We start from the raw sequence: 24,858 nt of genomic DNA, 5'->3' as shown, positions 1-24,858 counted from the left end.
CCTGAGATAACCCAACGTTCACCGAACGTGAGTAGACCCCAGGATGGGCCCCGGCCTTCGCCGGGGTGACATTCAGTGCTTGAGGAGCCACGCATGACCGACTGGATCATCCAGACCATTTCCGAACTCGGATATCTGGGCATTTTCCTGGTCATGCTGGCGGAGTCTATCTTTCCGCCGATCCCGTCCGAACTCATCATCCCCTTTGCCGGCTTTGCCGCCGCCAATGGCGATCTCAACCTTTTCGGCGTTATCGCCACCGCCACAATCGGCGCCGTGGTGGGCATGCTGCCCTGGTATTTTGCTGGCCGCTTTTTCGGGCTTGACCGCGTCCGCTATCTGGCCGACCGTTTTGGCCGCGTCATGGCCTTCAATGCCGACGAGATCGACACCGCCGTCCATTGGTTCAAGCGCTTCGGGCCCGTCATTGTCCTTTTCGGCCGCCTGATCCCGTTGATCCGCACGCTGATCTCGATCCCCGCCGGCCTCTCACGCATGAGCCTCCCGGTCTTTCTCCTCGCCTCGACGGCCGGCGCGCTGATCTGGAACACCTTCCTGACCTTGGCCGGCTATCTCCTCCACGAACACTACGAGGTCATCGAGGTCGTGCTCGATCCACTGAGCTACCTCGTCCTCGGCCTCGTCGTCGTGCTCTACCTCTTCAAGGTCATCACCTGGAAGCCGAGCAAGGCGCGCGCCTGACGTTCTTGCCTTTCTTACCTCGCCCCTTCGGGGAGAGGTCGGCCGCAGGCCGGGTGAGGGGCCTTCTCTTGTCGGCCCACTTGCCGCAAGGCGCGCCAGACCCTAGATAATCCGCATTCCTCATCCGGAGACGCCCATGCGCGCCGTGCTTGATATCATCCTGATCCTCCTCCAGCTCTACTGGTGGGTGCTGCTCATCATGATCATCATGAGCTGGCTGATCTCGTTCAACGTCATCAACACGCGCAATCAGTTCGTCGCCGCCGTCTGGCGCGTTCTCAACCAGCTGACCGAACCGGTGCTGGGGCCGATCCGCCGCTTCATGCCCAATTTCTCGGGTCTCGATCTCTCCCCGCTGATCGCCTTCCTGATCATCTTCTTCTTGCAGTCGATCATCGGCTACTACGCCTATCCGGCCGTGGTGCGCGCCGGTATCTAGGCCTGCGACAAATCACCGCAATAAGCATTGCCTAACCACGAAATCCCAGCCATCCTCGACCCCGGAAGGGGCCCGATGGAGGGCGGGGCGGTTATGGGCGCTTAGACCCAGCCGGCCGGTTGCGGGTCCCTCGGAGGAAACTTTTCGGGGACTTGATCAATGGATCTGGCACTTTGGCTGATCGTCCTGTGCGGCGGCCTGTCTATCGTCTATGGCATTCTGACAACCCAAACCCTGCTCCGCGCCGACGCCGGTTCGGCCCGCATGCAGGAAATCTCGGCGGCCGTGCGTGAGGGCGCCTCGGCCTATCTCAAGCGGCAATATACCACCATCGCCATTGTCGGCGTCGTCATCCTGATTGCCGCCTTCTTCCTGCTCGGGCCCTATGCGGCCGTCGGCTTTTTGATCGGCGCAGTGCTGTCGGGAGCTGCCGGCTTTATCGGCATGAACGTTTCGGTGCGCGCCAATGTGCGCGTCGCCCAAGCCGCCGTCGGTTCGCTCGCCCGCGGCCTCGACCTTGCCTTTAAGTCCGGCGCCGTCACCGGCATGCTCGTGGCCGGCCTCGGTCTTCTCGGCGTCACGCTTTATTTCCTGATCCTCACCGGCATGGGCTTTGACCCGACCAGCCGCACCGTCATCGACGCGCTGGTGGCTTTAAGCTTTGGCGCTTCGCTGATCTCGATCTTCGCCCGCCTCGGCGGCGGTATCTTCACCAAGGGCGCCGATGTTGGCGGCGACATGGTGGGCAAGGTCGAAGCCGGAATTCCGGAAGACGATCCGCGCAATCCCGCGACCATCGCCGATAACGTCGGCGACAATGTCGGCGACTGTGCCGGCATGGCCGCCGACCTCTTCGAGACCTATGTCGTCACCATCGTCGCCACCATGGTGCTTGCGGCTATCATCCTGCCGGACGCCTATAAGCTGATCGGCATGGTCTTGCCGCTGGCAATCGGCGGCGCCTGCGTCGTCACCTCGATCATCGGCACCTATTTCGTCAAGCTCGGCGCCGACAACAACATCATGGGCGCGCTCTATAAGGGAGTTATCGCCTCGGGCGTTCTGTCGCTCGTCGTGCTGCTGCCGGTGCTGTGGCTGCTGTTCGGCGACATGAATGTCGCCATCGAGACCGCGTCGAAAACCTTTACGCCCTGGTCGCTGTTCTGGTGCGGGGTCACCGGCCTCGTGATTACCGGCCTCATCATCGTCATCACCGAATATTACACCGGCACCAATCGGCGCCCGGTCAATTCCATCGCCGAAGCCTCGGTCACCGGCCATGGCACCAATGTCATCCAGGGCCTCGCCGTCTCGCTCGAATCCACCGCGCTCCCGGCGCTGGTGATCATCGGCGGCATCATCGTCACCTATTCGCTGGGTGGCCTTTTCGGCATTGCCATCGCCGTGTCGACCATGCTCGCCCTCGCCGGCATCATCGTGGCGCTCGACGCCTTCGGGCCGGTCACCGACAATGCCGGCGGCATTGCCGAAATGGCCGGCCTCCCCAAGGAAGTGCGCCACAACACCGATGCGCTGGACGCCGTCGGCAACACCACCAAGGCCGTGACAAAGGGTTATGCCATCGGCTCGGCGGGCCTCGGCGCCCTCGTGCTCTTTGCTGCCTATACCGAGGACCTCAAGCACTATTTCACCGACCTCACGGTCAACTTCGACCTCGCCAACCCCTATGTCGTGGTCGGGCTCCTCTTCGGTGGCCTCTTGCCATTCTTGTTCGGTGGCATGTCGATGACCGCGGTGGGCCGCGCCGCCCAGTCGGTGGTGGTGGAAGTGCGCCGCCAGTTCAAGGCCGATCCGGGCATCATGGCGGGCACCTCAAAGCCCGACTATGCCCGCGCCGTCGACATGCTGACCAAGGCCGCGATAAGGGAAATGATCGTCCCCTCGCTTCTGCCGGTCCTCTCGCCCATCGTCGTCTACTTCGCCATCCTCTGGATCGCCGGCCAGGCCAATGCCTTTTCGGCCCTGGGCGCCATGCTCATGGGGGTCATCGTCACCGGCCTTTTCGTCGCCATCTCGATGACGGCCGGCGGCGGCGCCTGGGACAATGCCAAAAAGAGCTTTGAAGACGGGTTCACCGACTCGCACGGCGTCGTCCATCACAAGGGCGGCGACGCCCATAAGGCCTCGGTCACCGGCGACACCGTCGGCGACCCCTACAAGGACACCGCCGGCCCCGCCGTCAACCCGATGATCAAGATCACCAATATCGTGGCCCTGCTGTTGCTGGCCGTGCTGGCGAACTGGGGGTTTAGGCAGACGTTGTCTGCACTGGAATGAAGAAGGCCCGGGAGCGATCCCGGGCCTTTTTTAAAATTGTCGAAACGGGTCGGTCCCAAGCGTCGATAGGGCATCAACAAGGGAGCTTTCGATGACCACGATCACAGTCCAAGGCATTTATGCCGGCATTTCCGTCGCCGATTTCGAGCGCGGTCTCGCCTTTACACGCGCCTCATGGGTCGTGCGCCAGATGATCGTCCCATGCCCAATATGGCGCAGTGGCGCAATATGGGTGCGGCCGGCCTTCAGCTCTGGCACGATGCCGAGCGCGCAGGCAAAAGCAACACCACTATCGTGGTGCCCGACCTTGCAGCAGAACGGATGCGCCTTGCCGAAGCCGGCCTCGATCTCGGCGCTATAGCCACCGGCGAATTCGGCGCCGTCGCACAGATTTCCGACGATGAAGGCAATCGCCTTACCCTCGCCGAGCCACCCAAGGGCTTTGTCGGCTAGGTTCGATAAAGTGCGGCAGCAGGTGTCGGGGATACGGGGTTACACCCGGCGCCGCCGCGCGAACCACACCAGCGCCGCGCCAATCACCGCCACGACGATGCCGATATAGAGCCACTGGCTCTGGCCAGACATGACGCTGCCGCCGACGATGTTGGCGCCCTGCAAGATCCAAAGCGCGCCCAGCAGGATCAGCAAGATGCCCGCAATTGTTCCGGCCAGTTTCATGAACGTTCTCCTGTCGGGATGATCCTGCGCCCGGAGACGGGCTTTGGCTACCCCTGAGCTTCCAGCACCCCGATCACCTTCTTCATCGTCGCGATGAATTGCGTCCGTTCCTCGGGCGTCAGCTGTTCCAGCACCAGGGCGTTGATGGTGCGGGCGGCGTCTTCAACTTGCGGGAGTTTTTGCGCGCCAACGGGGTTAGCGCTACCAGCATCGAGCGGCCGTCATCGGGGTTGGGGCGGCGGGTGATGAGGCCGTCGCGCTCCATCCGATTGAGCGTGCCTGTCATGGTTTCCTGCCGCACCGAAGCGCTTTCGGCGATCTCCTTTTGCGGCCGTTCTCCCGCTTCGAGCGCCAGCAGCACCGGCATATGCGCGGGCGAAAGGCCGGCATGGCTGAGGTGGCGTTCAAGCTCACGCACGAGGAGGCGCGCCGCCCAATTGGTCAGGTAGCCGATCGAGGTATCACGATTGAGAGCCATTTACATAGGACGCTAACTAGTTATATAGTTGCCTATCTATATCGCTTGACCGCCGATCGTCCAAGGGAGTTGCCAAAGATGTCGCTAAAATCCACCGCGCATAGATATGGAAACATGGCCGTCGCCATCCACTGGCTGTCCGCCCTCGCCGTGATCCTGATGCTGGTGTCGGGCCTCGCCATGGGCAACAACGACGATCTCGTGCCCCGCGTGCTGCCGTTCCATCTGATCCTCGGCATCGTGGTTGGCGTGTTGACGCTGTTCCGCGTGCTTTGGTGGTTGGTGTTCGACAAGCATCCCGAGCCCGCCGATCCGGCTAATTCCCTGCAGAACCGGCTGGCGCAGGTGGTGCATCTTGGGCTTTACGTCGCCATCCTCGTCATGGTCGCTTCCGGCATTGCCACGGTCGCCCTTACCGGCGCGGCGCCCGCGATCTTCGGCGGCGGTGCCTTGCCAGACTTCGAAGACGTTGCGCCCTTCATAACCCACAGCCTCCTCAGCCGCCTGCTGATCGTCCTCGCCATCGGCCATATCGGCGCCGCGCTGTTCCACCAGTTCGTGCGGCGGGATGGTTTGATCCGGCGGATGATGCCTTCACGGTAGTCGCGTAGCGTAAATCGCTCCAATGGAGCGATTTAAAACCGAGATGCCATGAGAGCTAAGCTCGAATGGCGCATGAGGGGCCTACCCCCACCCAACCTCCCCGTAAGGCGGGGGAGGAGCTCGATCGAATTAAGCCCACCGGCGCAACTCCTCCCCCGACTTGCGGGGGAGGCGGGGTGGGGGGCCGTTACTCCCGTACCCCCGGCAGATCCTGCCCGTTCTGGTGCAAGACCACCGACACCGTCCCGTCCTCGCCCGTTACAAAGCTCAGCTGTGCCTCGACGACCTTGTAGAAAAATTCGGTCTCGCTCATTGGAAAAATCTCGAACCGCTGCTGGCCGGTGAGCTGGGCAAAGAGCCGGTCCTGTTCCGTCGTGACGCTCAGCACCACGCCGGGCGCCAGCACATAGTCGCCAACATAGTTGGGCAATACGGTGGGATCGATCTCGACCGCGGCGCGCGGCACCGGCTGCACGCGCAGCGGCAGTGATGGATCGAGCAGGTGCATGCCGATATCGTTGATGCCGGCTTCGGTCGACATGTTGGAGAGCACGACGACGCCATTGCCGCTGGTGCGCTCGAAGCCGGCAAAGCTCGAAAAGCCGCCAGTGCGGCCATTGTGCCAGACGATCTCGCCCGAACCGGTCGGGGTGATGAACCAGCCGAGCCCGATGGAGCCGGTGTCGAGCGGCCGCACGCGTTCCAGCATCTTTTCAAAGGCCGGCCTTAACTCGGTTTCCGTCGCGCCGTTGGCGGCGGCAATGAACTTGGCAAGGTCGGAAGCGGTGGTGATCAGCGCGCCGGCGGGGGCCACGGCGTCGAAATCCCAATAAGGCGCCGGCGTGCCGGAAGCATCGTGCCCGATGGCCATGCCCTCGGGCTTTTCGGCGCCCAGCGACAGGGTCGAGCTTTCCATGCCGAGCGGAAAGAGAATGCGCTGCTCGACCGTCTTGGCGACAGGCTCGTCGGTCACGCCCTCGATCACCTCGCCCAAAAGCGCGACGCCCGCATTGGAATATTCGAACCGCTCGCCGATCGGGCCGACGAGCTGTTGCCGGCTCAACCAGTCGAGAAGCTGGGCGTCGGTATAGCCGGAATAGGGGTTTGCGAGCCCGGCCGCGGTGATCTCCTCGGGCAGGCCGGACAGGCCCGACATATGGGTGGCAAGATCAAACGGGGTGATCGGCTTGCCATCGAGTTCGGGCACCACCGTGCCCTCGGGGAGGTAGTCGGCAATTGGCGCATCGAGGTCGATCTCCCCCTCCAGCGCCAGCTGCGCCAGAAGAAGGCTGGTAAAGACCTTGGTGATCGAGCCGGCTTCGAAGGGGGTGAACTCGTTGACCGGCGCGGGATCGTCGCGGCCGATCGTGCCATGCGACACGAAGCGGATTTCCCCGCCTTCGATCACGGCCACGGCGATGCCGACATTGGCTTCGTCGCGGTCGATACGGTCGGCGAGGATCTGGCTGATCTCGCCATTGGCGGGCATGGCCGCTTCCTGGCTCACGGTCGGGGTCGCCGCAAGGGCAAGAAGCGTCGCGGCGGCAAAGAAGCGTTTGGTCAAAATCGTGGTCTCCCAGGCGTCATGTCAATGGACAACGCCTGGAAGCCCGATTGGCTCGATTACTTCTGGCCCTGGGCCATCTTAATCGAATCCTCGATCACCTTGCGCGCATCGGCGAGGTTGCCGATCCGGTCGATCTTGGCCCACTTGCCGGGCTCGAGATCCTTGTAGTGGGTGAAAAAGTGCTTGATGCGCTCGAGCTGGATTTCAGGGAAATCCTCGATGTCCTTGATCCCGTCATACATGCGGGTGAGCTTGGATACCGGCACGGCGATGATCTTTTCGTCCTGGCCGCCATCGTCTTCCATGAAAAGGACGCCGACCGGACGCGAGCGCACGACCGAGCCCGGCACCAGCGGACGCGAATTCATGACGATGACGTCGAGCGGATCGCCATCGCCGCATAGCGTATGGGGCACAAAGCCGTAGTTTCCGGGATAGCGCATCGGCGTATAAAGGAAGCGGTCGACGAAGAGCGCGCCCGAGTCCTTGTCGATTTCGTACTTGATCGGCTCGCCGCCCAAGGGCACTTCGATGATGACGTTGAGGTCGTCGGGCGGGTTCTTGCCGGTCGGGATCGCGTCGATGTTCATTTGGTTTTCATCTGCCGTTCAGGGAGGTGAGGTTTATCTGGCGTTCTGCCCATCTCGCGGAGCAAAGGCAAGCCGCAAATCCGCCGCAGCGATGGTGAGTATCGCAAGCGCAACATCGAGGACCCCCTATGCCGCATAAAACCGCTGCAAGTTTGAGCCTGGTGCTCGCCATGTGTCTCACGACGCTGCCGGCTGCGGCGCAATCGGGTTTTACCAGCGCTTATACCGACATCAATCTCGACCAGTGCATGGTGCTCGAAGCCGACGATTTTGGCGCGTCCTGGTCGTGCCCGGGCTACAAGGGTTATCCGCTGATGGTGCAGGAGGGCGACCTCAGGTTTTCCCTCCAATATGGCTTCAACGTCGACACGAACGATGCGGGAAGCCAGACGCTTCCGCCGTTCAACCACCTTGGCTCCAAGCTCGAATGGCGCCTCTCCAATGCTTCCGGCCGCTGGCTGCCGATCGCTACGATCGTGCGTTACCACACTGCCGACAGCGATACCGGCGTCGATAGCGGCGAAGTCCTGGTGGTGACCCAGCTCAAGGAAGGCGACACCTGCCACATCGCCTATGTGGACGCCAAGGCCAACAAGGATGCCAACGAACTGGCGCGGCAAGCCGCTGACAAGGCCGGCGATTTTTCATGCATGGCGGACGAGGTCGAGACTATCGGCAGGTTCGAGGCTTACTGATCCTCGACGGTTTCCTCGGCCGCGCCCCGCACCTGGTTGCGCAGGATCGTGCGGTCGCGGCTCGAAACCCCGATCAGCTCGGCAATGCGCCAGACCATGTTGTCCTCGAGCTCGTGGTTCTTGTTGTCGGCAAAAACCACGGTCCACATCATGCGGATGACCTCGATGCGGTCTTCCATCTCGAGCCGGGTCAGGCCGCTGGTGAATTTATAAAAATCCACTGCCTCGGCATCCTGGCGCGCCGCTTCGCGGATCAGCTTGTCGACGCTGGTTTCATCGAGCGCATAATGATCCATCAGCGCGGTGCGGATCGCCCGCCGCTCGCCTTCGCCTATGCTGCCGTCGACGGCAGCCAGATGCACCAGGAGCGCGGCCACGGAAAGCTTGGGATCATCCACATCCACCGGCGCCTCGGTGCGGCCAAACAGGCGGGTCAGGGCCTCGAACATGGGTTTTGATCCATTGGTTGGAAAAGAAAATCGCACGGTGGAAAACCTAAGCATAAGTCGTGCCGACTCAATGAGTTCCGCCTAAGCGCCATCCCTCGCGCATAGCCCCGATGCATCCCGCCCACAGCATCAGCGCACAAAAGGGACTCGACTCTTGCCGGATTCAGAGTCACCATGTTCCTGTTTTGTTCACTTAGCGGTCTATCATGTCGCCCCAAAGCCAACAACAGCGCCTTGCCGCGCTGCGGCATACCATTGCTGATATTGAACGAAAACCGGCCTTGCTGGAGCCGCGGCAACGGCTTGAGCGATCGGCAGCGTCCAATTTCCCGGTCCTGCCCGGTGGCCTCGTGCAGGAAGTTTTTGCCGATGCAATTCGGGATGGCGGCGCAAGCCTGGGCTTTGCCCTGGCGCAAGCCAAGACCCTGATGAATGCCCGCCGGCCCAGCATTTTTTATGTGCAACTGGCCCAGGAAGGCCAGGCATTCGGCCTTCCCTATGGTCCAGGTCTCGATTGGTTCGGGGTTGATCCGGCTCGGCTGGTTATCGTCCGCACTGCAGACATGACCGAGTTTTTGTGGGCTGCCGAGGAGATGATTGCCTGCCGCTCGGTTGCGGCTGTGGTTGCCGAGGTCAAGGGTGAGCCTAAAATGCTCAACTTTACCGCCAGCCGACGCCTCAGCCTTCGGGCCAGTACCAGCAAGGCATCGCTGTTTCTGCTGCGCTACGGGCAACAGCGTGAAAGCAGCGCCGGTCATCTGCGCTGGCGGTTGACGCCCCATCGCAGCGGTCGAAATGCATATGACGGGAAAGGCTTGGGGGCATCGCGCTGGCAATTGCGGCTCGAGAAAGGACGCATAGCCGGCAATCAGGTGGATTGGTCGCTGGAATGGACGAAAAATGGCTTGGCAGTCTTCTCCTCCGCTCAAAATGCGTCTTTCCGGCGCCCCGCGACGCCGTTTTCTCGTTCTGCACCTGCCCTTTTGGGCGACCGATTATCTCAAGCGGGTTGAGCCGAACTTACGCGAAAGGCCCTTGGTGCTGTTTGAGCACATCAAGGGCGGATTGCGCCTTGCCGCCATCGATCAATCGCTTATCCGCGAAGGTCTGCGCATCGGTCAAAACCTGGCCGATGCTCGTGCCATAATCCCCGATATGGAGGTGCGCGAGATCGATCGCAGCCTTCTCGAAACAGCTTTGCCGGTTTTGCCGATTGGCACTCCAATGCCAGTCCGCTGGTGTCGGTCATGACCGACCAGCAAGCCTTTGGCGATCTGGTGCTCGACATTACCGGTGTCGATCATCTGTTCGGGGGCGAAACTGCAATGCTCCGCTTTTTGCTGACCCGGTTGCGGCAGCTGGGCTATCAAGTCAGCGGCGCAGTTGCGTCTACCATTGGCGCAGCCTGGGCCATCAGCCATTTTGCTCGCAGCCAGGTGGTGGAAGACGATGCGCTCGTGGCAAGTCTGGATGCCCTTCCGGTTGCAGCCTTGCGTCTTGCGGACACTCAGATATCGAGCTTTACCCAGATGGGCCTCACCTTGGTGGGTCATCTGCGGCAGCGCCCGCGCAAGCAACTTCAGGTGCGCTTCGGCGCCCATTTGCTGGTAAGGCTCGACCAGGCTTTGGGTGATATCGAAGAGCGCATGAGCCCGCGCCTGCCGGAGGTCGAACACCATGTCGACCGTCGCCTTGCCGAGCCGATCAGCCTTTTGGACGACGTCTTGCTGGTGACGCGAGACCTTGCCGTCGAGCTTTCTACTCATCTTGAAACTGAAGGGCTCGGCGCTCAGGGCTTTCATCTTTTTCTTTATCGGGTCGACCACAAGGTAATGACGCTGTCGCTCAATGCGGCGCGCGTGACCCGTGACCCTCAACATATCGCCGAACTCTTTCGCCATCGGGCGCAACGGCTTGAAGCCGAGTACGACCCCGGTTTTGGTATCGACATGGTCCGCCTTGCCGCCGGCAGCCTCGAACGGCTGGACGGCGTTCAGGTGGGCGCCTTTTCAGACCAGAGCGGGCTTGAAGATATCGACCGGCTCAACGACCGGCTGGCCAGCCGTCTCGGCACCATGGCGGTGCTGAAAACCGAACTGGTGGCCAGCCGCCTGCCGGAACGGGCCGTGCGTCTGGTTCCGGCACTGGCAAAGATCGATACGCCGCTCGATACCCCTTCTTTTCGACGACCCTTGCGCCTGCTGCCGATGCCCGAACGCGTGGTCATCACTGCTGAAGTGCCCGATGGCCTGCCGGCCGCCATGGTCTGGCGCAGGGAAAACTATCGCCTAGTCAAAGGCGAAGGCCCCGAACGGCTGGGTGGAGAATGGTGGCGCAGCGGCAACCGGCTGAAACTTATCGAACTGCCAGCCTCCACAATGCCGGAGCCAGGCGAGACACCCTCTTCTTCATCACCCTATGTTCCCGACCTGCCGCTTTACCTGCCCGATGATGCAACGCGCGATTACTACGTTGTCGAGGATCAGGACGGACGGCGTTTTTGGGTATTCCGGCAAGGCTTTTATAGCGCTGCTTCTCCCCGTCCTGGTATCTGCACGGGTTCTTTGCATGAGCCTAAGCGCACAATTTCCCGAGCCGATAAAGCTTGCCTCGCCGCATTACGCCGAGCTCGTCACCACCAGCAACTTTTCCTTCCTGCGCGGTGGTTCGCATCCCGAGGAATTGGTGGCGCATGCCATGGCTGCGGGCATGACCGCGCTCGGGCTTTGCGATCGCAACAGTTTTGCGGGCGTGGTCCGCGGCTATGGCACGGCACGTGACAACAAGGAGATGAGCCCGGATTTTCGTTATCTCGTCGGCGTGCGGCTGGTATTCGCCGATGGCACGCCGGATATCATTGCATATCCTGAGGACCGCATTGCTTATGGCCGGCTCTGCAAGCTTCTGACCATCGGCAACAAGCGCGGCGAGAAGGGCAATCCGGAATTGCACCTTAAGGATCTCTTCGGGCTCGGTGACCTTGCCGTCTCCGATATTCATGGTCCGCCCGAAGATTTTTCCCAAGGCCAGCTCTTTATCCTCATGCCCGATGAGGCCAATTGGGGCCTTACCGAGAAAACCTTGGATCACCTGTGCCGGCAAGCGCCTGACCGGGTATGGATTGCCGGCGTTCCCCGTTTCGATGGTCATGACCGGTCGCGTCTTGCTCGTGTCGATGCGCTTGCTCACCGGCATGGCGCTCGCATGATTGCCAGCAACGATGCATATTATCATCAGCCCGATCGCAGCATCGTCCTGGATGTGGTTACCTGCATTCGCGAGCATGTGACGCTGGAAGAGGCTGGTTTTCGCCTTTCTGCCAATGCCGAACGGCATTTGAAGCTGCCCGAGGAAATGGCGCGGCTTTTTGCTGACTACCCCGACGCCATTGCGCAAACCCAGGTTTTTGCCGGGCGCATCCGCTTTTGCCTCAGCCAGCTCAAGTACAATTACCCCGAGGAAACGGTTGGCAACGGCGAAACTGCGCAGCAGACGCTGGAGCGGCTGACTTGGGAAGGCGCGGCCAAACGCTACCCCAAAGGGGTCAGCGATGCGGTCAAGCGCAGCCTTTGGACCGAGCTCTGCCTCATCGGCTTTAAAGGCTATGCCGCCTACTTCCTCACCGTGCACGACATCGTCAATTTTGCTCGATACGAGCGCAAGATCCTGTGCCAGGGCCGCGGCTCTGCCGCCAATTCGGCGGTGTGTTTTTGCCTCGGGATCACCGAGGTCGATCCGACCCAGCGCACGCTGGTTTTCGGCCGCTTCATCTCCACCGAACGCGACGAGCCGCCCGATATCGACGTCGATTTTGAGCACGAGCGGCGCGAGGAGGTGATGCAATATGTCTATCAAAAATACGGTGGCCGCCGCACCGGGCTGACCGCCAATGTCACGACCTATCGCTCCAAAAGCGCCATCCGCGAAACCGCAAAAGTGTTCGGGGTTTCCGACGACACCATCGCTTCGTTCAACCAGTTGCACTGGGGCTGGGGCAGCAAGCTGGACCTGCGCGATCTTGCCACTCTGGGTCTTAATCCCGATGATCCGGTGCTGGCGCAGATGTTCGAGGTGGTTAAAGTGCTACGCGGCTTTCCGCGCCACCTCAGCCAGCATGTCGGCGGCTTCGTTATCACCCGTGACTCGCTTGAAAGCCTTGTGCCGATTGGACAATCGGCCATGGACAGCCGTGCCATCATCGAATGGAACAAGGATGACATTGACGTCCTCGGCATTCTCAAGGTCGATATCCTGGCGCTGGGCATGCTGTCCTGCCTGCGCCGCGCCTTCGAACTTTTGCACGTCCATTACGACAAGCAGTATCAGCTTACCGACCTTTTATCCGAAGAAACCGGCCAGGGCCCGATGGACAAGGCGCGCGTCTATGCCATGACCCATCGGGCAGACACCATTGGCGTTTTCCAGATCGAAAGCCGGGCGCAGATGACCATGCTGCCGCGCCTAAAGCCCTCGCGATTCTACGATCTCGTCATCGAGGTCGCCATCGTCCGGCCGGGGCCGATCCAGGGGGCATGGTGCACCCTTACTTGAAGCGGCGCGACGGCAGCGAACACTGGGCGCCAAAGCCAGGCGACCCCCTGGATGAAGTGCTGAGCGAAACCCTGGGGATCCCGCTGTTTCAGGAACAGGCCATGCAGATGGCCATCAAGGGCGCGGGCTTTACGCAAGGGGAGGCCGATCAATTGCGCCGCGCCATGGCAGCCTGGCGCCGAACCGGCAAGATGGCAGTTTTCGAGGAACGGTTTATCCTGGGCATGGTGGGCAATGGCTATGAGCAGGATTTTGCCGAGCGCTGCTTTGCCCAGATCAAGGGCTTTGCCGAATATGGCTTTCCGGAAAGCCACGCCGCCAGCTTTGCGCTTCTGGTTTATGCCTCATGCTGGTTCAAGTGCCATTACCCGGATGTCTTCGCCTGCGCCTTGCTCAATTCCCAGCCGATGGGCTTTTATGGCCCGAGCCAGATCGTGCGCGACGTGCGCGAACACGGCATCGAAGTTCTGGCAGCCGATATCAATCATTCAGACCTTGAATGCGTTCTCGAGCCCGGTGCCGGCCAGGTAAGAGAGCGGATCTGGCCGCGTCACCGCGACATGGCCGACGATATTCTTTCGCAAAAAGCCATTCGCCTGGGGCTCAATTTCGTCGAGGGCCTGGCGGAAAACGACATCAACCAGCTTGTCGCTCGCCGTCCCCGAGAAGGCTATCGGTCCGTGCGTGAAGTGTGGGCACGCAGCGCTATCCCTATCGCCAGTCTTGAAAAGCTGGCGCGCGCCGATGCTTTTGCCTCGCTTGGCCTCAATCGGCGCGAGGCCCTGTGGGCAGTAAAAGGGCTTATCGGCACGCATGGCGCCGAAACCCTGCCACTCTTTGCAGCTGCAGGTCCGTCGCGAGACCTCGTCGCCGAAGAGCCCGCCGGTTTGCCCTTGATGGGACCGGGGAAGAGGTCATCCACGATTATTCGACCCTCACGCTATCGCTCAAGGGACACCCGGTGCAGTTCCTTCGTCCCATGCTGATGGAGCGCGGCACGACCCGCTCGGAAAACCTGCCCAGCGTGTCTGTCGATGTGCGGATCGAGGTGGCCGGGCTCGTCCTTGTGCGCCAGCGTCCAGGCACGGCAAGCGGGGTCATTTTCGTAACGCTCGAAGATGAAACCGGCGTCGCCAATATCGTGGTCTGGCCCAAGCTTTTTGCCGATGACCGGTTGCGAAAGATTTTGCTTTCGAGCCGAATGCTGGCGGTGCGCGGCAAGGTGCAGTCCGGCCACGGCGTCATTCATGTGATTGCCGAGGAACTGGAGGATCTCACCCCGCAATTGCTCGATCTGTCCCATGGCAAGGACATTGGCGACCACATTCTGGCGCGTGCCGACGAAGGCAAATCTGGCCCGGATCGGCCGGAAAGCCGCAATCGCGATGCGCTCCGCGAAATTGAGCAGGCCCGCCGCCGGGCCTATGCGGCGCTGCCGGGGGACGGAATTTCCACTAGTCGGCGCAGTCCGGATAAGTGTTAACCCGCGATTCAGCCTCCGGCACAAAAGCGGGCAAGGTCAAGGCTTGACGCAAGGGGTTGTTAAATCCTTTTGCCCTCAATGGCGTAGGTAACAGGGATCCTTCCGTGCTGACCTCGGCCCGCAAGACAATGCCGCATCTCGACTATGTGTCGATCATCCGCTCGGTCTATGCCGACGGCAACACGATGCTGGCCGGTTCCCTTGCGAGCGCCTTCGCCGCCCTCCTCACCGCCTATCAGGCAAAGTCGCTGCCGCTTGTCGTCGTATCGATGCTGTTCGTGCTGGTCGGGCTGGTGCGGTTTTTCAACATGCGTGCCTTCTGGAACGCCAAGATCGGCAATGAAGACGCCGAGGCCGCCGAACGCTGGGAAAACCGCGCCGTCATCATCGGCGCACTCCTTGCCCTGCTGCATGGCAGCTGGTGTTTTGTCGCGATGCTGATCGTTCGCGAGCCCTTTTCGGAACTGGCGAGCTTCTCGCTCACCATGGCGGTGATGGTGGGCATCTGCGCGCGCAATTTCGGCCTTGACCGGCTTGTCACCATCCAGATGGTGATGGTGATCATTCCCCTCTCGCTCAGTCTGCTGCTCCGGTTCGACGGCTACCATCCGCTCCTGGCGCTTCTGCTCTTCGTGATGCTGTCGGGCTTTCGCAAGCTGGCCGCCGGCATTCGCGAAATCCTGCTCAGCGCCGTCCATGGCAGGGTGGAGGCCTCCCGCCTTGCGGCCGAGCTCGATATCGCCATCACGACGCTCGAACATGGTCTCCTGATGCTCGATGACGACGGCAAGGTCACGCTGTCCAATGCCAAAGCCAAGATCATGCTGTCGGCCCTCGGCATTTCCGTGGCCAATGGGCAGGACTTCAAGACCATTCTCGAGCGCATCGCCGGAAGCGGCATCGCGCCGGCCAAGACGCTTGACCGGTTGTCGGACATTGCGACGCACCGCCAGTCCGGCAAGGTGATGATTCCCTTGCGGGATAATCGCTATTTCGAAGTCACGATCAGTTCGCGCCAGCTGCGCAGCGTGCTCCTTTTCGAAGACATTACCGAGCGCATGACGGCCGAAGAGCGCATCAATTTCATGGCCCGCCATGACGCGCTGACCAAGCTGCCCAACCGCTCCTATTTCAACGCCCTGGCCCAGGACGAGCTCATCCGGCGCGGCGCCAAGAGCCTTTCCAGCGCGCTTTTGGTGATCGATATCGATGAGTTCAAGCACGTCAATGACAGCTTCGGTCACGTGATCGGCGACGAATTGCTGCGCCAAGTCGCCGACCGGCTGCGCTATTCGCTGCCCGAGGGCGCCATTCTCGCGCGCCAGGGCGGCGACGAATTCGTGGCGCTGGCTCCCGTTGGCGGCAGCGAAAGCGAATTGCGCGAGGACATCGACCACGCGCTTGCCGCCTTCGAGACGCCCTTCAACCTCAAGGGCATCAACCTGCCGGTGCGCGTCAGCATCGGCCTCGTGGTCACGCCGCGCAGCGAGGACGAGCTCGACGAGCTGATGACCAAGGCCGATCTGGCGCTTTATGGCGCCAAGGCTGACGGCAAGGCGCGGGCGCAGATTTTCCACGAACAGATGGACATCGACTACCATTATCGCCAGCGGCTCAAGGCCGATCTGCGCCAGGCCGTCGCCGATGGTGCGCTGAGCCTTGCCTTGCCTTCCAGCCGCTGCTCGATATCGAAACCCGCAAGATCGTGTCCTGCGAAGCCTTGGCGCGCTGGACCCATCCCGAACTCGGACCGATTTCCCCGGCAACCTTTATTCCCCTGGCCGAGGAGATGGGGCTGATCTCCGACATCACCGCCTTTGTGGTGGAAAGCGCCACAAGCGAATGCGCCAATTGGGCCGGGTCAGTGGGCGTTGCCGTCAATGTGTCGGCTCGCGACTTCCGCGGCCTCGATCTTTTGTCCGTCGTTGGCAGATCGCTCAATCGGGCCGGCCTGCCGGCCAATCGGCTAGAAATCGAAGTCACCGAAACGGCGGTGATCGAAGAACGCGATCTTGCCAATAGCGTGCTGCAGGGCCTTGCCGAACAGGGCATCGTCATCGCGCTCGACGATTTCGGCACCGGCTATTCGTCCTTGAGCTACCTTCACGCGCTGCCGTTCAACAAGCTCAAGATCGATCGCTCCTTTGTTGCCGATATCGGTAAGGACCCGCGGGCGCTGCTCTTGCTCACCAATGTCGCCCGGCTTGGCCGTGATCTTGATCTCACCGTCGTCGCCGAAGGCGTCGAAACCGAAGAGCAGCTGGTCTTGATGCAGCAGACCACGAGCGTCCAGCAGGTTCAGGGCTATCTCTTCAGCCGCCCCCTGCCGGCTCGCGATATTGCCGAGCTCATCGGACGAATGAACGGGCCAAACAGTTTCAGGCCCGCCGACCAAAAACGGCTACGTGGTTAACCGGCGTTAAGCTTTTACACTTACAAAGCTTTTTGCCTCAGGTTAGCGTAGCGCGACCCTGTCCTGCAAATTTCACGGTATTAAGATCCTTAATAAAGGGTTAAAAACTGTGAGGACCCAGCAGGATAGTGCTTATGCAGCCGGAAGCGGCCCCCGCCACGAATTCTCGTTTCGCCACCACGTTGATCGAGCTTTTGGATTCGGTCCGTTATCGCAGAGTAAGTGCCGACCAGCAGTTCGATCCGGTCTACCGGCTGCGCTACGATGCTTATCGACGCGAGAATTTCATCCCCATCAATTCGCAGCAGGTGACGCGCGACAGCTATGACGATGCCGCCAACTGCTATTGTTTCGGTGTCTATATCGACGACACGTTGGTCAGCTCCATCCGCTTCCATCATGTCACCGGGCAGGATCGCACCTCGCCCAGCCGCACCATCTGGCCCGAAGTGCTGGAGCCGATCCTTGATCGTGGCGACAACTACATCGATCCAAGCCGCTTCACGGCCGACCATGATGCCTCGCTTGCCATTCCGGCGCTGCCCTATCTGACCCTGCGCATCGTCGCCATGGCCAGCATTTTCTTCTCCGTGCGTTACACGATCTCCTCGGTGCGCGCCGAGCATTCCGCCTTTTACCGCCGCGTCTTCGGCTCGCATCGCCTGGCCGACGAGCGCTATTGGGGCGAATTGCAGTTTCCGGTCTGCCTTTATGCGGCGGACGTGCCCACCATCCGTAACCGTGTCTTCGAGCGCTTTCCGTTCTTCATGTCGACCGCCGAAGAGCGCGAAGCCCTGTTCGGCGCCGATCCGGACCTGCGTGCCGTGGCCCCATCCGCCCGGCAGGCGCATCGCCTCGAACTCCTGGAGCGCGTAGGCTAGAGCCGTTCGGCCAGCCCCCGCAAAATACAGATTGGTTCGGAAGCGCCAATCTGCTCCTGTCCGGAGAGTTGGCGCTCGATCACCGAGCGCCGTCCCCGGATCAACACCCATGCTTTATCTCGTCCTTCTCGGACTTCTGCTCGCCCTGGTTCAAAGCTTTATCCCGGCCGCCTTCAAGGCCCGTGCCAATGACCCGGCCAAGATCAGCGGGCCGCAGGACGACCTGGTGTGGACGCCCCAGGGCGACCGTGCACAGCGCGCGCTGCGCAACCTTCACGAAACGCTGCCGATCTTTTTGACTCTGGGTGTCCTCGCGATCGTCTTCCGCCTCGACGGCGGCACCGTCTTTTGGGGTGCGCTGATCTACCTGATTGCCCGCGTCATCTACATCCCGCTCTTCATCAGCGGCGTCTCGAACTTCCGCTCGATCGCCTACCTCGTCTCGCTCCTCGGCCTCGCCATGATGGCCTACGCCGTGCTCACGGCCACGCCGCTGCCCTGAGGACCGATACCGAGCATGTAAGGGAAGTGGTGCCGCTTAGGTGACTCGAACACCTGACCCCATCATTACGAATGATGTGCTCTACCAACTGAGCTAAAGCGGCAACGCGGGTCTTTTACTGGGCGTTTTCGGCCGGCGCAAGGGGCAAGAGGGCTTCGCTCTGCGCCGGCAGCGCGGCCTGCTCCGGCGCCGCCGGGGGCAGAGCCGCGGGGCGGGTGCTGCTGGCAACCGGCACTTTCCATTCGAAGGCATCGAGACGCCCGGTCACCGGCGAAAGCGGCTCCCATTCGTCGCTGATGATGCCGTCGGCGGTCCAGGCCGGATCGCGTGGCGCGCGCATGGCGCGGGCGAGCCATTCGCGGGCCTTGCCCTGGTCGCTGCTCTGGCCTTCCTCGATTTCCGCCATCAGGCTGCCGACGCCCTGCGTTGCGTCTGCGCCGGCAAAGGTTCGAGCGCCGTGCGCGCCAGGGGCCAGTCATAGGCATCGATGGCGGCGCGGGCGAGGGCCATGCCGGCAGCGCGATGGGGCGGCGGCATGTCGATGATTTCGCGCAGGCGCTTGAGCCGCTCCACCGCCGAGGCGCCGGGATGGGAGTGGGCATAAAGCGCTGCGACATCGGGGTGACCGGTGGCGCGCCAGATACGGCGCAGGAGGCTTTGCGCGCGCCGCGCTTCGCCGCGATTGATGTAGATGCGCGAAGCGATCAGCGCTGCCGGGACGAAATCGGGCAAAAGCTTCAGGGCGGTCAGCGCGTGGTCCAGCGCTGCATTGGGCTGGCCGACTTCGCTTTCGCGCGCCCGTGCGGTTTCAATCACCGCCTGCTTGCGGCGCTTTTTGGCCTTGTCCTCGCGGCTCGGCGCCTGCTCGGTATTGACCATGGCCACCGCTTCCGCCCATTGGCCGCGTGCGGTGAGGTCATCAAACACGGCCTGCGAGGCCCACTGGGTTTGCGGCGCCAGCGCCAACGTCTTTTTGGCAAAGGTGATGGCGACGTCTTCGCGGTTTTGCGCCCGCGCCTGGTCGTAAAGCCCGGTGAGGGCGGCGACGGCCGTGCGTTCATTGTCGATCAGGGCGCGATAATGCTCGCGCGCCGCTGGCATGTCGCCCAGCGCCAGGTCGGCGCGGGCTTCGAGCAGCTTTGCGGCGCCGCTGCCGGGGAGGCGGGCCTGGGCTTCGCGCGCCATGAGGCGAGCACGGGCGGGATCGCCGGATTGGAGCGCGATGACCGCGTCGGAAAGCGCCTGCACGCCCTGTTCGCGCCGGCGCTTGGCACTGCGCCGTGCCATGGCACGCGGGGCGCCGAGCACGCGGCGAACCACGGACCACACGATGATGATCAGCGCTGCCGACACCAGCAGCAGCACGACCGCCGTGCCCAGTCGCGGCTGCATGCGCCAGCCGGCGACTTCAAGCGTCAGCGTGCCGGGCAGCGAAATGACCCATGCGGCGATGGCGGCGATGACAAGGCTTGAAACGATCCAGGATGCGAGGCGAATCATGCGCCGCCCTCCGCGCCCAGCGCAGTGCTGCGCAGCTCGGTGATCAGCGTCGCGGCGGCGGCAAGGGCGGCGATGTCGTCGCCCAATGTGCCGGCGGCGGCCTGCATGGTCTGGGGCAGGGCGGCGAACTCAGCCTCGGCGGCAACGAAATCGCGCCGGGCCACGGCCGCTTCGAGGCGGGCGATCATGGCATCTGGGCTGTCGCCATCCACATCGCCTGCGGGGCGCATGGCGATGACGCCGCGGAACCAGTCGGCGGTAGCATCCTGCCAGCCGGCATCGGCGGCAACGGGGCGGCCGGCGAGCATGTCGGGCAGAACGGCATCGAGCCGGCGCGCCACATCGTCGGGACGCGGCAGGCCGCTGGCGGCATTGTCGGAGAGGGCGCGCGGCACGGTGGCGTCCGGTTGCGCAGTTTCGAGCGCCGTCAATTCGGTCTCGAAGGGACGGCCGGTGGCAAAGGCGCTTTCCAGCCCCGAAAAGATCAGCGGCAGCCGGGCGTCGCCGTTTTCAGTGGCCGTTTGCGCGGCCGCACTGGCCTCGAGCGCAGCGACGTCATCCTGCGTTGCCGCGACATCGGCCTGCGCCTGGGCGACTGTTTCGCTGAGGGCGGCAAGCTCGGCGCGGAGCGCATCGAGCGCACCGGTATCGGTGGCCGCAGGCTGCGCCGTCCCGGCCAGTTGCTCCACCCGGGCAGACAGGTCTGCGATGGCCTGCGAATAGTCTTCGGATGGTGCCGGTGCTGCAGCCGGTGACGGCAGTTCGGCAAGCGAGGTTTCAAGGCCGGAAACGCGGCCGTTGAGCGTCGAGAGCTCATCCTGAACCGTGTTGGTCACGGTCTGGAGTTCCGGAATCGCCGTCGCAAATTGTGCGACGCGCGGATCGGCTGGCGCCGGCGCCTGTGGCGTGGTCGGCCACAGCCCGGCATAGGCCAGGCCATAGGCCGCGCCAAGGCCGACAAGGCCGCCAAGCAGGCCCGCGATCCAGGGCGAGCCGCCGCTTTCCTCGCGGTCGCGCTTCACCACGGGCTTGGGCGGTGGCATCGACGCGGCTTTGCCCAAATCCGGCTTTGCGGCCGGCTTTTCGGCAGGTTTGGGCGCTTCGGTTTTTGGCGCAGGCTTGCTTTCGGCCGTGGCCGGGCGCGCCGTGCCTTCGAGCACCGGTGGCTTGACCGGGCCGGTGGGGCCCACCGCCTTGGGATCGGGCTGGGAATCTTTGCCGGGCGTATCAGCCATGAGATGTCCTCTTCATTGTTCCGATCATGATCGAGATTGCTCCCGCGAAAAAGCCAAAGCCAGCGCCATCATCGCCTCTTCGCTCGGATGATCGGCCAGATGAACGCGGCTGAAATGGGCCGACAATAGCGGCGCCGCGACATTTTCCGAAAGGCACAGCATCGGCAGGTGCCGCCGCTCTTCCGGGGCAATGTGCGCGGCAGCAAGCGCGGCGAAGATTTCGGCCGTGCGCCTCGAATAAATGAGTGCCGCATCGAATTGCGTGAGGTCGGATGCCGCTTCCGGCAGGCGGGTTTCCGCGACCATGTCGTAGATGGCAACGGTTGCGACCATCAGCCCGTGCGGCGCCAGCGCATGGGCGAGATCGCCGCTCAAATGCCGTCCGCAGGGATAAAAGACCGGCCCTTCGAGCCGCGCCAGGGCAATGGCCGTCACCAGCGAGTCGAGCGTACCATCGGCGGCCATGACTTCGGTAAAGCCTAGCATCCGCGCTTCGTGCGCCGTGCGGTCGCCGACCGCAAAGACGGGCTTGTGACGGAAGGGTTCGAGCGCATCCTGGTCGTCGAGTGAGCGCAGCGCGTTGGTGCTGGTCAGCGCCATGGCGGCAAAGCCGTCGGGGCCCGGCAGGTGCGCCTGGATATTCTGCCGGGTCAGCAAGGGCGCGGCGACATAATCGATGCCGAGCGCCTCGAGCCGCTCGCCCGTGGCCTGCGCATCGGGCTCCGGCCGTGTCACCAGCATGCGCATTACTGGTGCCATTGCCTAAACCATTCGGACCCGGCCTGCCGAACCAGTTCGCGGCCGACCTGTTCGCCCAGCGCACTGGGGTCGCTGCCGGCGCCTTCGGCATGGAACGAGGTCTGGCCATCAAGGCTCAGGATTTCGCCCTTGAGCAAGAGTTGTCCATTTTCGACCCGGCTCAAGGCACCCACCGGGGTGCGGCAGGAGCCATCGAGAATGGCGAGCATGGTCCGTTCGGCGAGGATTGCCGCATGCGTTGGGGCATGGTCGAGCGGCGCCACGGCGTCGGCGAACCGCTCGTCATCGGCACGGATGGCAATGCCGATGGCGCCCTGTGCCGGGGCGGGCATGAAATGGCTGGTATCGAGCAGGGCCGTGGCGCGATGCGCTTCGCCGAGCCGATTGAGACCGGCAACCGCCAGAAGCGTGGCATCGGCGACGCCATCGAGCAGCTTTTGCAGCCGCGTATGCACATTGCCGCGAAACGGCACGATGCGAAGGTCCGGCCGCAAGCGCCGGGCCTGGGCGGCACGACGAATGGAGGAGGTTCCAAATTTTGCGCCTTCAGGAAGGTTGTCGATGCCCTTGGCCGTCACCGATAAAAAGGCGTCGCGGACGTCCTCGCGCTCCAGGAATGCAGCCATCCGCATGCCATCGGGCAGGGCAGTGGCGACGTCCTTGCTGGAATGAACGCCGATATCGATGCGCCCGTCGAGCAGTGCCTCGTCGATTTCCTTGGTGAAGACGCCCTTGCCGCCAATGGTCGACACTGGCGCATTGCCGGCCTGGCTGCGATCGCCGCCGGTGGAGAAGACCTCGATCTCGATCTCGTCCTCGGCCACGCCATGGGCCTTGCTTAGAAGCGCGCGCACGAGTTTCGCCTGGGTCAGGGCAAGCGGGCTTCCGCGCGTTCCGATCCGGGCAAAGGGGGTGGGCGATTGCATTGGCAAGGGGTCCTATAGTAGGCGATAGGCCTTACGGGAGTAGACAGTTCGTCGTGACCGGGCAAGCATCAACCACCATTCTCGGGATCGAGACCAGCTGCGACGAAACCGCCGCCTCGGTCGTCGTGCGAGATGAATCCGGACGCGGACGCATTCGTTCCAATGTGGTGCGTTCGCAGCTCGATGAACATGCGGCATTCGGCGGCGTGGTGCCCGAGCTTGCGGCGCGGGCGCATGTGGAATGGCTCGACCACATCATCGCCCAGGCCATGGACGAGGCGGGGCTGGCGCTCGACGAGGTCGATGCCATCGCCGCGACCGCCGGGCCGGGGCTGATCGGCGGTGTTTTGGTCGGCCTCACCACCGCCAAGGCGCTGGCCGCCTCGCTCGGCAAGCCGCTCTTGGCCGTCAACCACCTCGAAGGCCATGCGCTGACCGCACGGCTGACCGATGGGGTCGCCTTCCCCTACCTGATGCTCCTGGTCTCGGGCGGGCACAGCCAGTTCGTCCTCGTGCGCGGCGTTGGCGATTACGAGCGATGGGGCGGCACGATCGACGACGCTCTGGGGGAAGCCTTCGATAAGGTCGCAAAGCTCCTCACCCTCGGCCACCCCGGCGGCCCCGCCGTAGAGCGCATCGCCAGGTCCGGCGATCCCCAACGCTTCAAGTTCCCGCGCCCGCTTCTGCGGGAAGAGCGGCTCGATTTTTCGTTTTCCGGTCTTAAAACCGCCGTGCGCCTCCAAGCCGAAGCGCTGGCGCCGCTCACGGATCAGGACGTCGCCGATATTGCGGCAAGTTTTCAGGCCGCGGTCACCGATATCGTCGTCACCCGCTCGCGCCAGGCGCTCGAGCGGTTCAAAGCCGAGCTTCCGGCCGAGCCGGCGCAACTCGTCGTCGCCGGTGGCGTTGCGGCCAACCAGGAAATTTCCGCAGCTTTGCGCGCGGTCGTCGCCGAGACCGGCGCGCGCCTCGTCTTGCCGCCGATTGCGCTTTGCACCGACAATGGCGCCATGATCGCCTGGGCTGGGGCAGAACGGCTGGCGCTCGGGGCGCATGACAAGCTCGAGGTCGCGGCGCGGCCGCGCTGGCCGCTCGATACGCCGGACATGAAGGTGAACAGCGATGCAGCTTGAAACGGTTTCGGTGATCGGCGGCGGCGCCTGGGGCACGGCATTGGCGCAAGCGTCTGCCATGGCGGGCCGCGCCGTGACGCTGGTCCTGCGCAATGAAGCGCAGGCCCAGGCGGTGAACTCGTCCCGCCGCAATGACGCGGCGCTGCCGGGGCAGGAGCTTCATCCAGAGCTTGAGGCCGCCGGCGCCTTCACCGGCACCGACATCGTCATTCTTGCCGTGCCGGCGCAGGCGACGCGCACGCTTCTTTCCACCATCGACCCGAACTTGCTCGCTGGGCGCCCCGTCGTGCTGTCTGCCAAGGGCCTCGAAACCGGCACCCTGGCGCGGCAGAGCGAAGTGCTCTTGGCCATGGCGCCCGACGCCATTCCCTACGTGCTTTCCGGCCCGAGCTTTGCCGCCGATGTCGCAGCGGGCCGACCCACTGCCGTGACGCTTGCCGGTGACGATGCCAACAGCACATCCGAGCTTGCCGCGGCTTTGGCCGGGCCGACCTTCCGCCCCTATGCCGCCGATGACCGCATCGGTGTCGAGATCGCCGGCGCGCTCAAGAATGTCTATGCCTTGGCCTGTGGCGCCGTCGATGGCGCCCAGCTTGGCGCTTCGGCGCGCGCGGCGCTGATCGCCCGCGGCTATGCCGAAATGGCGCGCATGGTTACCGCCATGGGCGGCTCCGCCCATACGCTGACCGGCCTTGCCGGGCTGGGTGACCTGACGCTGACCTGCACCTCGACGCAGTCGCGCAATTACCAGTTCGGCATGGCTTTGGGCGCCGGGCGCCCTACCGCCGAAATCCTTCAGTCCGGCGCCAAGCTCGCCGAAGGCGTCGCCACCGCGCCTGTCGCTGCCGCGCTGGCCAGGAGTTTTGGCGTCGATGCGCCGCTGATCGATGCCGTCGATGCGGTGGTCGCCGGCCAATCCGACATTGCCACGATCGTCGCGGGCCTCATGTCCCGCCCGCTAAAAAGGGAACACTGA

27 protein-coding genes, 1 tRNA gene and 1 pseudogene are annotated in these 24,858 nt (G+C 63.0%); 18 read left to right on the top strand and 11 right to left on the bottom strand.

The features are described from left to right. The first annotated feature begins 93 nt into the window (after positions 1–93). The 4 genes from G5575_RS02285 to G5575_RS02270 all read left to right on the top strand — a co-directional run bounded on the left by G5575_RS02285 (position 94) and on the right by G5575_RS02270 (position 3,892). The gene (locus G5575_RS02285) at positions 94–702 is read left to right on the top strand and encodes a DedA family protein (RefSeq protein WP_164532918.1); all 609 of its coding nucleotides are present in this window, start codon (positions 94–96) and stop codon (positions 700–702) included. 136 nt (positions 703–838) lie between these two features. Then, the gene (locus G5575_RS02280) at positions 839–1,141 is read left to right on the top strand and encodes a YggT family protein (protein ID WP_164532917.1); all 303 of its coding nucleotides are present in this window, start codon (positions 839–841) and stop codon (positions 1,139–1,141) included. A gap of 159 nt (positions 1,142–1,300) precedes the next feature. Then, on the top strand, positions 1,301–3,439 hold the full coding sequence (locus tag G5575_RS02275; protein WP_164532916.1) for a sodium-translocating pyrophosphatase: 2,139 nt from the start codon (positions 1,301–1,303) through the stop codon (positions 3,437–3,439). A gap of 201 nt (positions 3,440–3,640) precedes the next feature. After that, positions 3,641–3,892: a VOC family protein gene (locus G5575_RS02270; protein WP_164532915.1), complete on the top strand. Its 252-nt coding sequence runs from the start codon at positions 3,641–3,643 to the stop codon at positions 3,890–3,892. Positions 3,893–3,931: 39 nt separating this feature from the next. On the opposite strand, the gene G5575_RS02265 is transcribed toward G5575_RS02270, so the two are convergent. Beyond that, complete coding sequence (locus G5575_RS02265) at positions 3,932–4,117, bottom strand: hypothetical protein (protein ID WP_164532914.1); 186 nt, start codon at positions 4,115–4,117, stop codon at positions 3,932–3,934. A 118-nt stretch (positions 4,118–4,235) separates the two neighbouring features. Continuing rightward, positions 4,236–4,595 carry a MarR family winged helix-turn-helix transcriptional regulator gene (locus tag G5575_RS02260; protein ID WP_164532913.1) on the bottom strand — a complete coding sequence of 120 codons (360 nt, stop codon included), beginning with the start codon at positions 4,593–4,595 and terminating at the stop codon, positions 4,236–4,238. Between the two features lie 78 nt (positions 4,596–4,673). Here G5575_RS02260 and G5575_RS02255 point away from each other — a divergent pair, with 78 nt between their 5' ends. Further along, entirely contained in the window at positions 4,674–5,198 is a 525-nt protein-coding gene (locus G5575_RS02255; protein ID WP_164532912.1) for a cytochrome b, read from the top strand. A gap of 187 nt (positions 5,199–5,385) precedes the next feature. On the opposite strand, the gene G5575_RS02250 is transcribed toward G5575_RS02255, so the two are convergent. Beyond that, a complete protein-coding gene (locus G5575_RS02250; protein WP_164532911.1) occupies positions 5,386–6,762 on the bottom strand; it encodes a serine hydrolase in 1,377 nt (458 codons plus the stop codon). A 59-nt stretch (positions 6,763–6,821) separates the two neighbouring features. Continuing rightward, positions 6,822–7,355 (bottom strand): inorganic diphosphatase, encoded by a 534-nt coding sequence (ppa, locus tag G5575_RS02245; protein ID WP_164532910.1) that lies wholly within the window; start codon positions 7,353–7,355, stop codon positions 6,822–6,824. Positions 7,356–7,483: 128 nt separating this feature from the next. Here ppa and G5575_RS02240 point away from each other — a divergent pair, with 128 nt between their 5' ends. Continuing rightward, a complete protein-coding gene (locus tag G5575_RS02240; RefSeq protein ID WP_164532909.1) occupies positions 7,484–8,050 on the top strand; it encodes a hypothetical protein in 567 nt (188 codons plus the stop codon). Here G5575_RS02240 and G5575_RS02235 read toward each other — a convergent pair. Further along, positions 8,044–8,499 (bottom strand): tellurite resistance TerB family protein, encoded by a 456-nt coding sequence (locus G5575_RS02235; protein ID WP_164532908.1) that lies wholly within the window; start codon positions 8,497–8,499, stop codon positions 8,044–8,046. The two genes, G5575_RS02240 and G5575_RS02235, sit on opposite strands and share 7 nt — an antisense overlap. A 206-nt stretch (positions 8,500–8,705) precedes the next feature. Between G5575_RS02235 and G5575_RS02230 the strand changes: the two genes are divergently transcribed. The 10 genes and pseudogenes from G5575_RS02230 (at position 8,706) to G5575_RS02190 (ending at position 18,329) form a co-directional block, all read left to right on the top strand. Next, on the top strand, positions 8,706–9,512 hold the full coding sequence (locus G5575_RS02230) for an ImuA family protein (protein WP_207632971.1): 807 nt from the start codon (positions 8,706–8,708) through the stop codon (positions 9,510–9,512). 25 nt (positions 9,513–9,537) lie between these two features. Further along, a complete protein-coding gene (locus tag G5575_RS02225) occupies positions 9,538–9,750 on the top strand; it encodes a hypothetical protein (RefSeq protein WP_164532906.1) in 213 nt (70 codons plus the stop codon). Continuing rightward, on the top strand, positions 9,747–11,279 hold the full coding sequence (locus G5575_RS19825) for a Y-family DNA polymerase (RefSeq protein ID WP_235935514.1): 1,533 nt from the start codon (positions 9,747–9,749) through the stop codon (positions 11,277–11,279). The genes G5575_RS02225 and G5575_RS19825 overlap by 4 nt, the downstream gene beginning before the upstream one ends. Further along, positions 11,185–13,229, top strand: a pseudogene (locus G5575_RS21430) (error-prone DNA polymerase); the annotation flags it as partial. The gene G5575_RS19825 and the pseudogene G5575_RS21430, both read left to right, overlap by 95 nt. Continuing rightward, positions 13,215–14,036 (top strand): helix-hairpin-helix domain-containing protein, encoded by an 822-nt coding sequence (locus G5575_RS19210; RefSeq protein WP_407924844.1) that lies wholly within the window; start codon positions 13,215–13,217, stop codon positions 14,034–14,036. The pseudogene G5575_RS21430 and the gene G5575_RS19210, both read left to right, overlap by 15 nt. Then, positions 14,012–14,533, top strand: a complete 522-nt coding sequence (locus tag G5575_RS19205) for an OB-fold nucleic acid binding domain-containing protein (RefSeq protein WP_164532903.1) — start codon at positions 14,012–14,014, stop codon at positions 14,531–14,533. The genes G5575_RS19210 and G5575_RS19205 overlap by 25 nt, the downstream gene beginning before the upstream one ends. A gap of 104 nt (positions 14,534–14,637) precedes the next feature. Beyond that, entirely contained in the window at positions 14,638–16,332 is a 1,695-nt protein-coding gene (locus tag G5575_RS02205) for a diguanylate cyclase domain-containing protein (protein ID WP_164532902.1), read from the top strand. Beyond that, positions 16,239–16,946 (top strand): EAL domain-containing protein, encoded by a 708-nt coding sequence (locus G5575_RS02200; protein ID WP_328765805.1) that lies wholly within the window; start codon positions 16,239–16,241, stop codon positions 16,944–16,946. The genes G5575_RS02205 and G5575_RS02200 overlap by 94 nt, the downstream gene beginning before the upstream one ends. 134 nt (positions 16,947–17,080) lie before the next feature. Further along, complete coding sequence (locus tag G5575_RS02195) at positions 17,081–17,827, top strand: N-acyl amino acid synthase FeeM domain-containing protein (RefSeq protein WP_164532901.1); 747 nt, start codon at positions 17,081–17,083, stop codon at positions 17,825–17,827. 109 nt (positions 17,828–17,936) lie between these two features. Continuing rightward, the gene (locus G5575_RS02190; protein WP_164532900.1) at positions 17,937–18,329 is read left to right on the top strand and encodes an MAPEG family protein; all 393 of its coding nucleotides are present in this window, start codon (positions 17,937–17,939) and stop codon (positions 18,327–18,329) included. A 27-nt stretch (positions 18,330–18,356) separates the two neighbouring features. Here the strand turns inward: G5575_RS02190 and G5575_RS02185 are convergent. The 6 genes from G5575_RS02185 to hemC form a co-directional block, all read right to left on the bottom strand. After that, positions 18,357–18,432: transfer RNA gene (locus G5575_RS02185), tRNA-Thr, on the bottom strand. A 12-nt stretch (positions 18,433–18,444) separates the two neighbouring features. Continuing rightward, a complete protein-coding gene (locus G5575_RS02180; RefSeq protein WP_164532899.1) occupies positions 18,445–18,735 on the bottom strand; it encodes a hypothetical protein in 291 nt (96 codons plus the stop codon). After that, positions 18,735–19,829, bottom strand: a complete 1,095-nt coding sequence (locus G5575_RS02175; protein ID WP_164532898.1) for a heme biosynthesis protein HemY — start codon at positions 19,827–19,829, stop codon at positions 18,735–18,737. Before G5575_RS02175 ends, G5575_RS02180 begins: the two co-directional genes overlap by 1 nt. Further along, positions 19,826–21,064, bottom strand: a complete 1,239-nt coding sequence (locus tag G5575_RS02170) for a COG4223 family protein (RefSeq protein WP_164532897.1) — start codon at positions 21,062–21,064, stop codon at positions 19,826–19,828. The genes G5575_RS02175 and G5575_RS02170 overlap by 4 nt, the downstream gene beginning before the upstream one ends. Positions 21,065–21,088: 24 nt before the next feature. Next, on the bottom strand, positions 21,089–21,823 hold the full coding sequence (locus G5575_RS02165) for a uroporphyrinogen-III synthase (RefSeq protein WP_164532896.1): 735 nt from the start codon (positions 21,821–21,823) through the stop codon (positions 21,089–21,091). Further along, positions 21,811–22,749: a hydroxymethylbilane synthase gene (hemC, locus tag G5575_RS02160; protein WP_164532895.1), complete on the bottom strand. Its 939-nt coding sequence runs from the start codon at positions 22,747–22,749 to the stop codon at positions 21,811–21,813. Before hemC ends, G5575_RS02165 begins: the two co-directional genes overlap by 13 nt. 53 nt (positions 22,750–22,802) lie before the next feature. Between hemC and tsaD the strand changes: the two genes are divergently transcribed. Beyond that, positions 22,803–23,882, top strand: a complete 1,080-nt coding sequence (tsaD, locus tag G5575_RS02155; protein WP_328765804.1) for a tRNA (adenosine(37)-N6)-threonylcarbamoyltransferase complex transferase subunit TsaD — start codon at positions 22,803–22,805, stop codon at positions 23,880–23,882. Further along, the gene (locus G5575_RS02150; RefSeq protein ID WP_164532894.1) at positions 23,872–24,858 is read left to right on the top strand and encodes an NAD(P)H-dependent glycerol-3-phosphate dehydrogenase; all 987 of its coding nucleotides are present in this window, start codon (positions 23,872–23,874) and stop codon (positions 24,856–24,858) included. Before tsaD ends, G5575_RS02150 begins: the two co-directional genes overlap by 11 nt.

It is taken from the genome of Devosia aurantiaca (assembly GCF_011058215.1).
Lineage (GTDB): Bacteria > Pseudomonadota > Alphaproteobacteria > Rhizobiales > Devosiaceae > Devosia > Devosia aurantiaca.
This window is presented reverse-complemented; position numbering and strand designations above follow the sequence as displayed.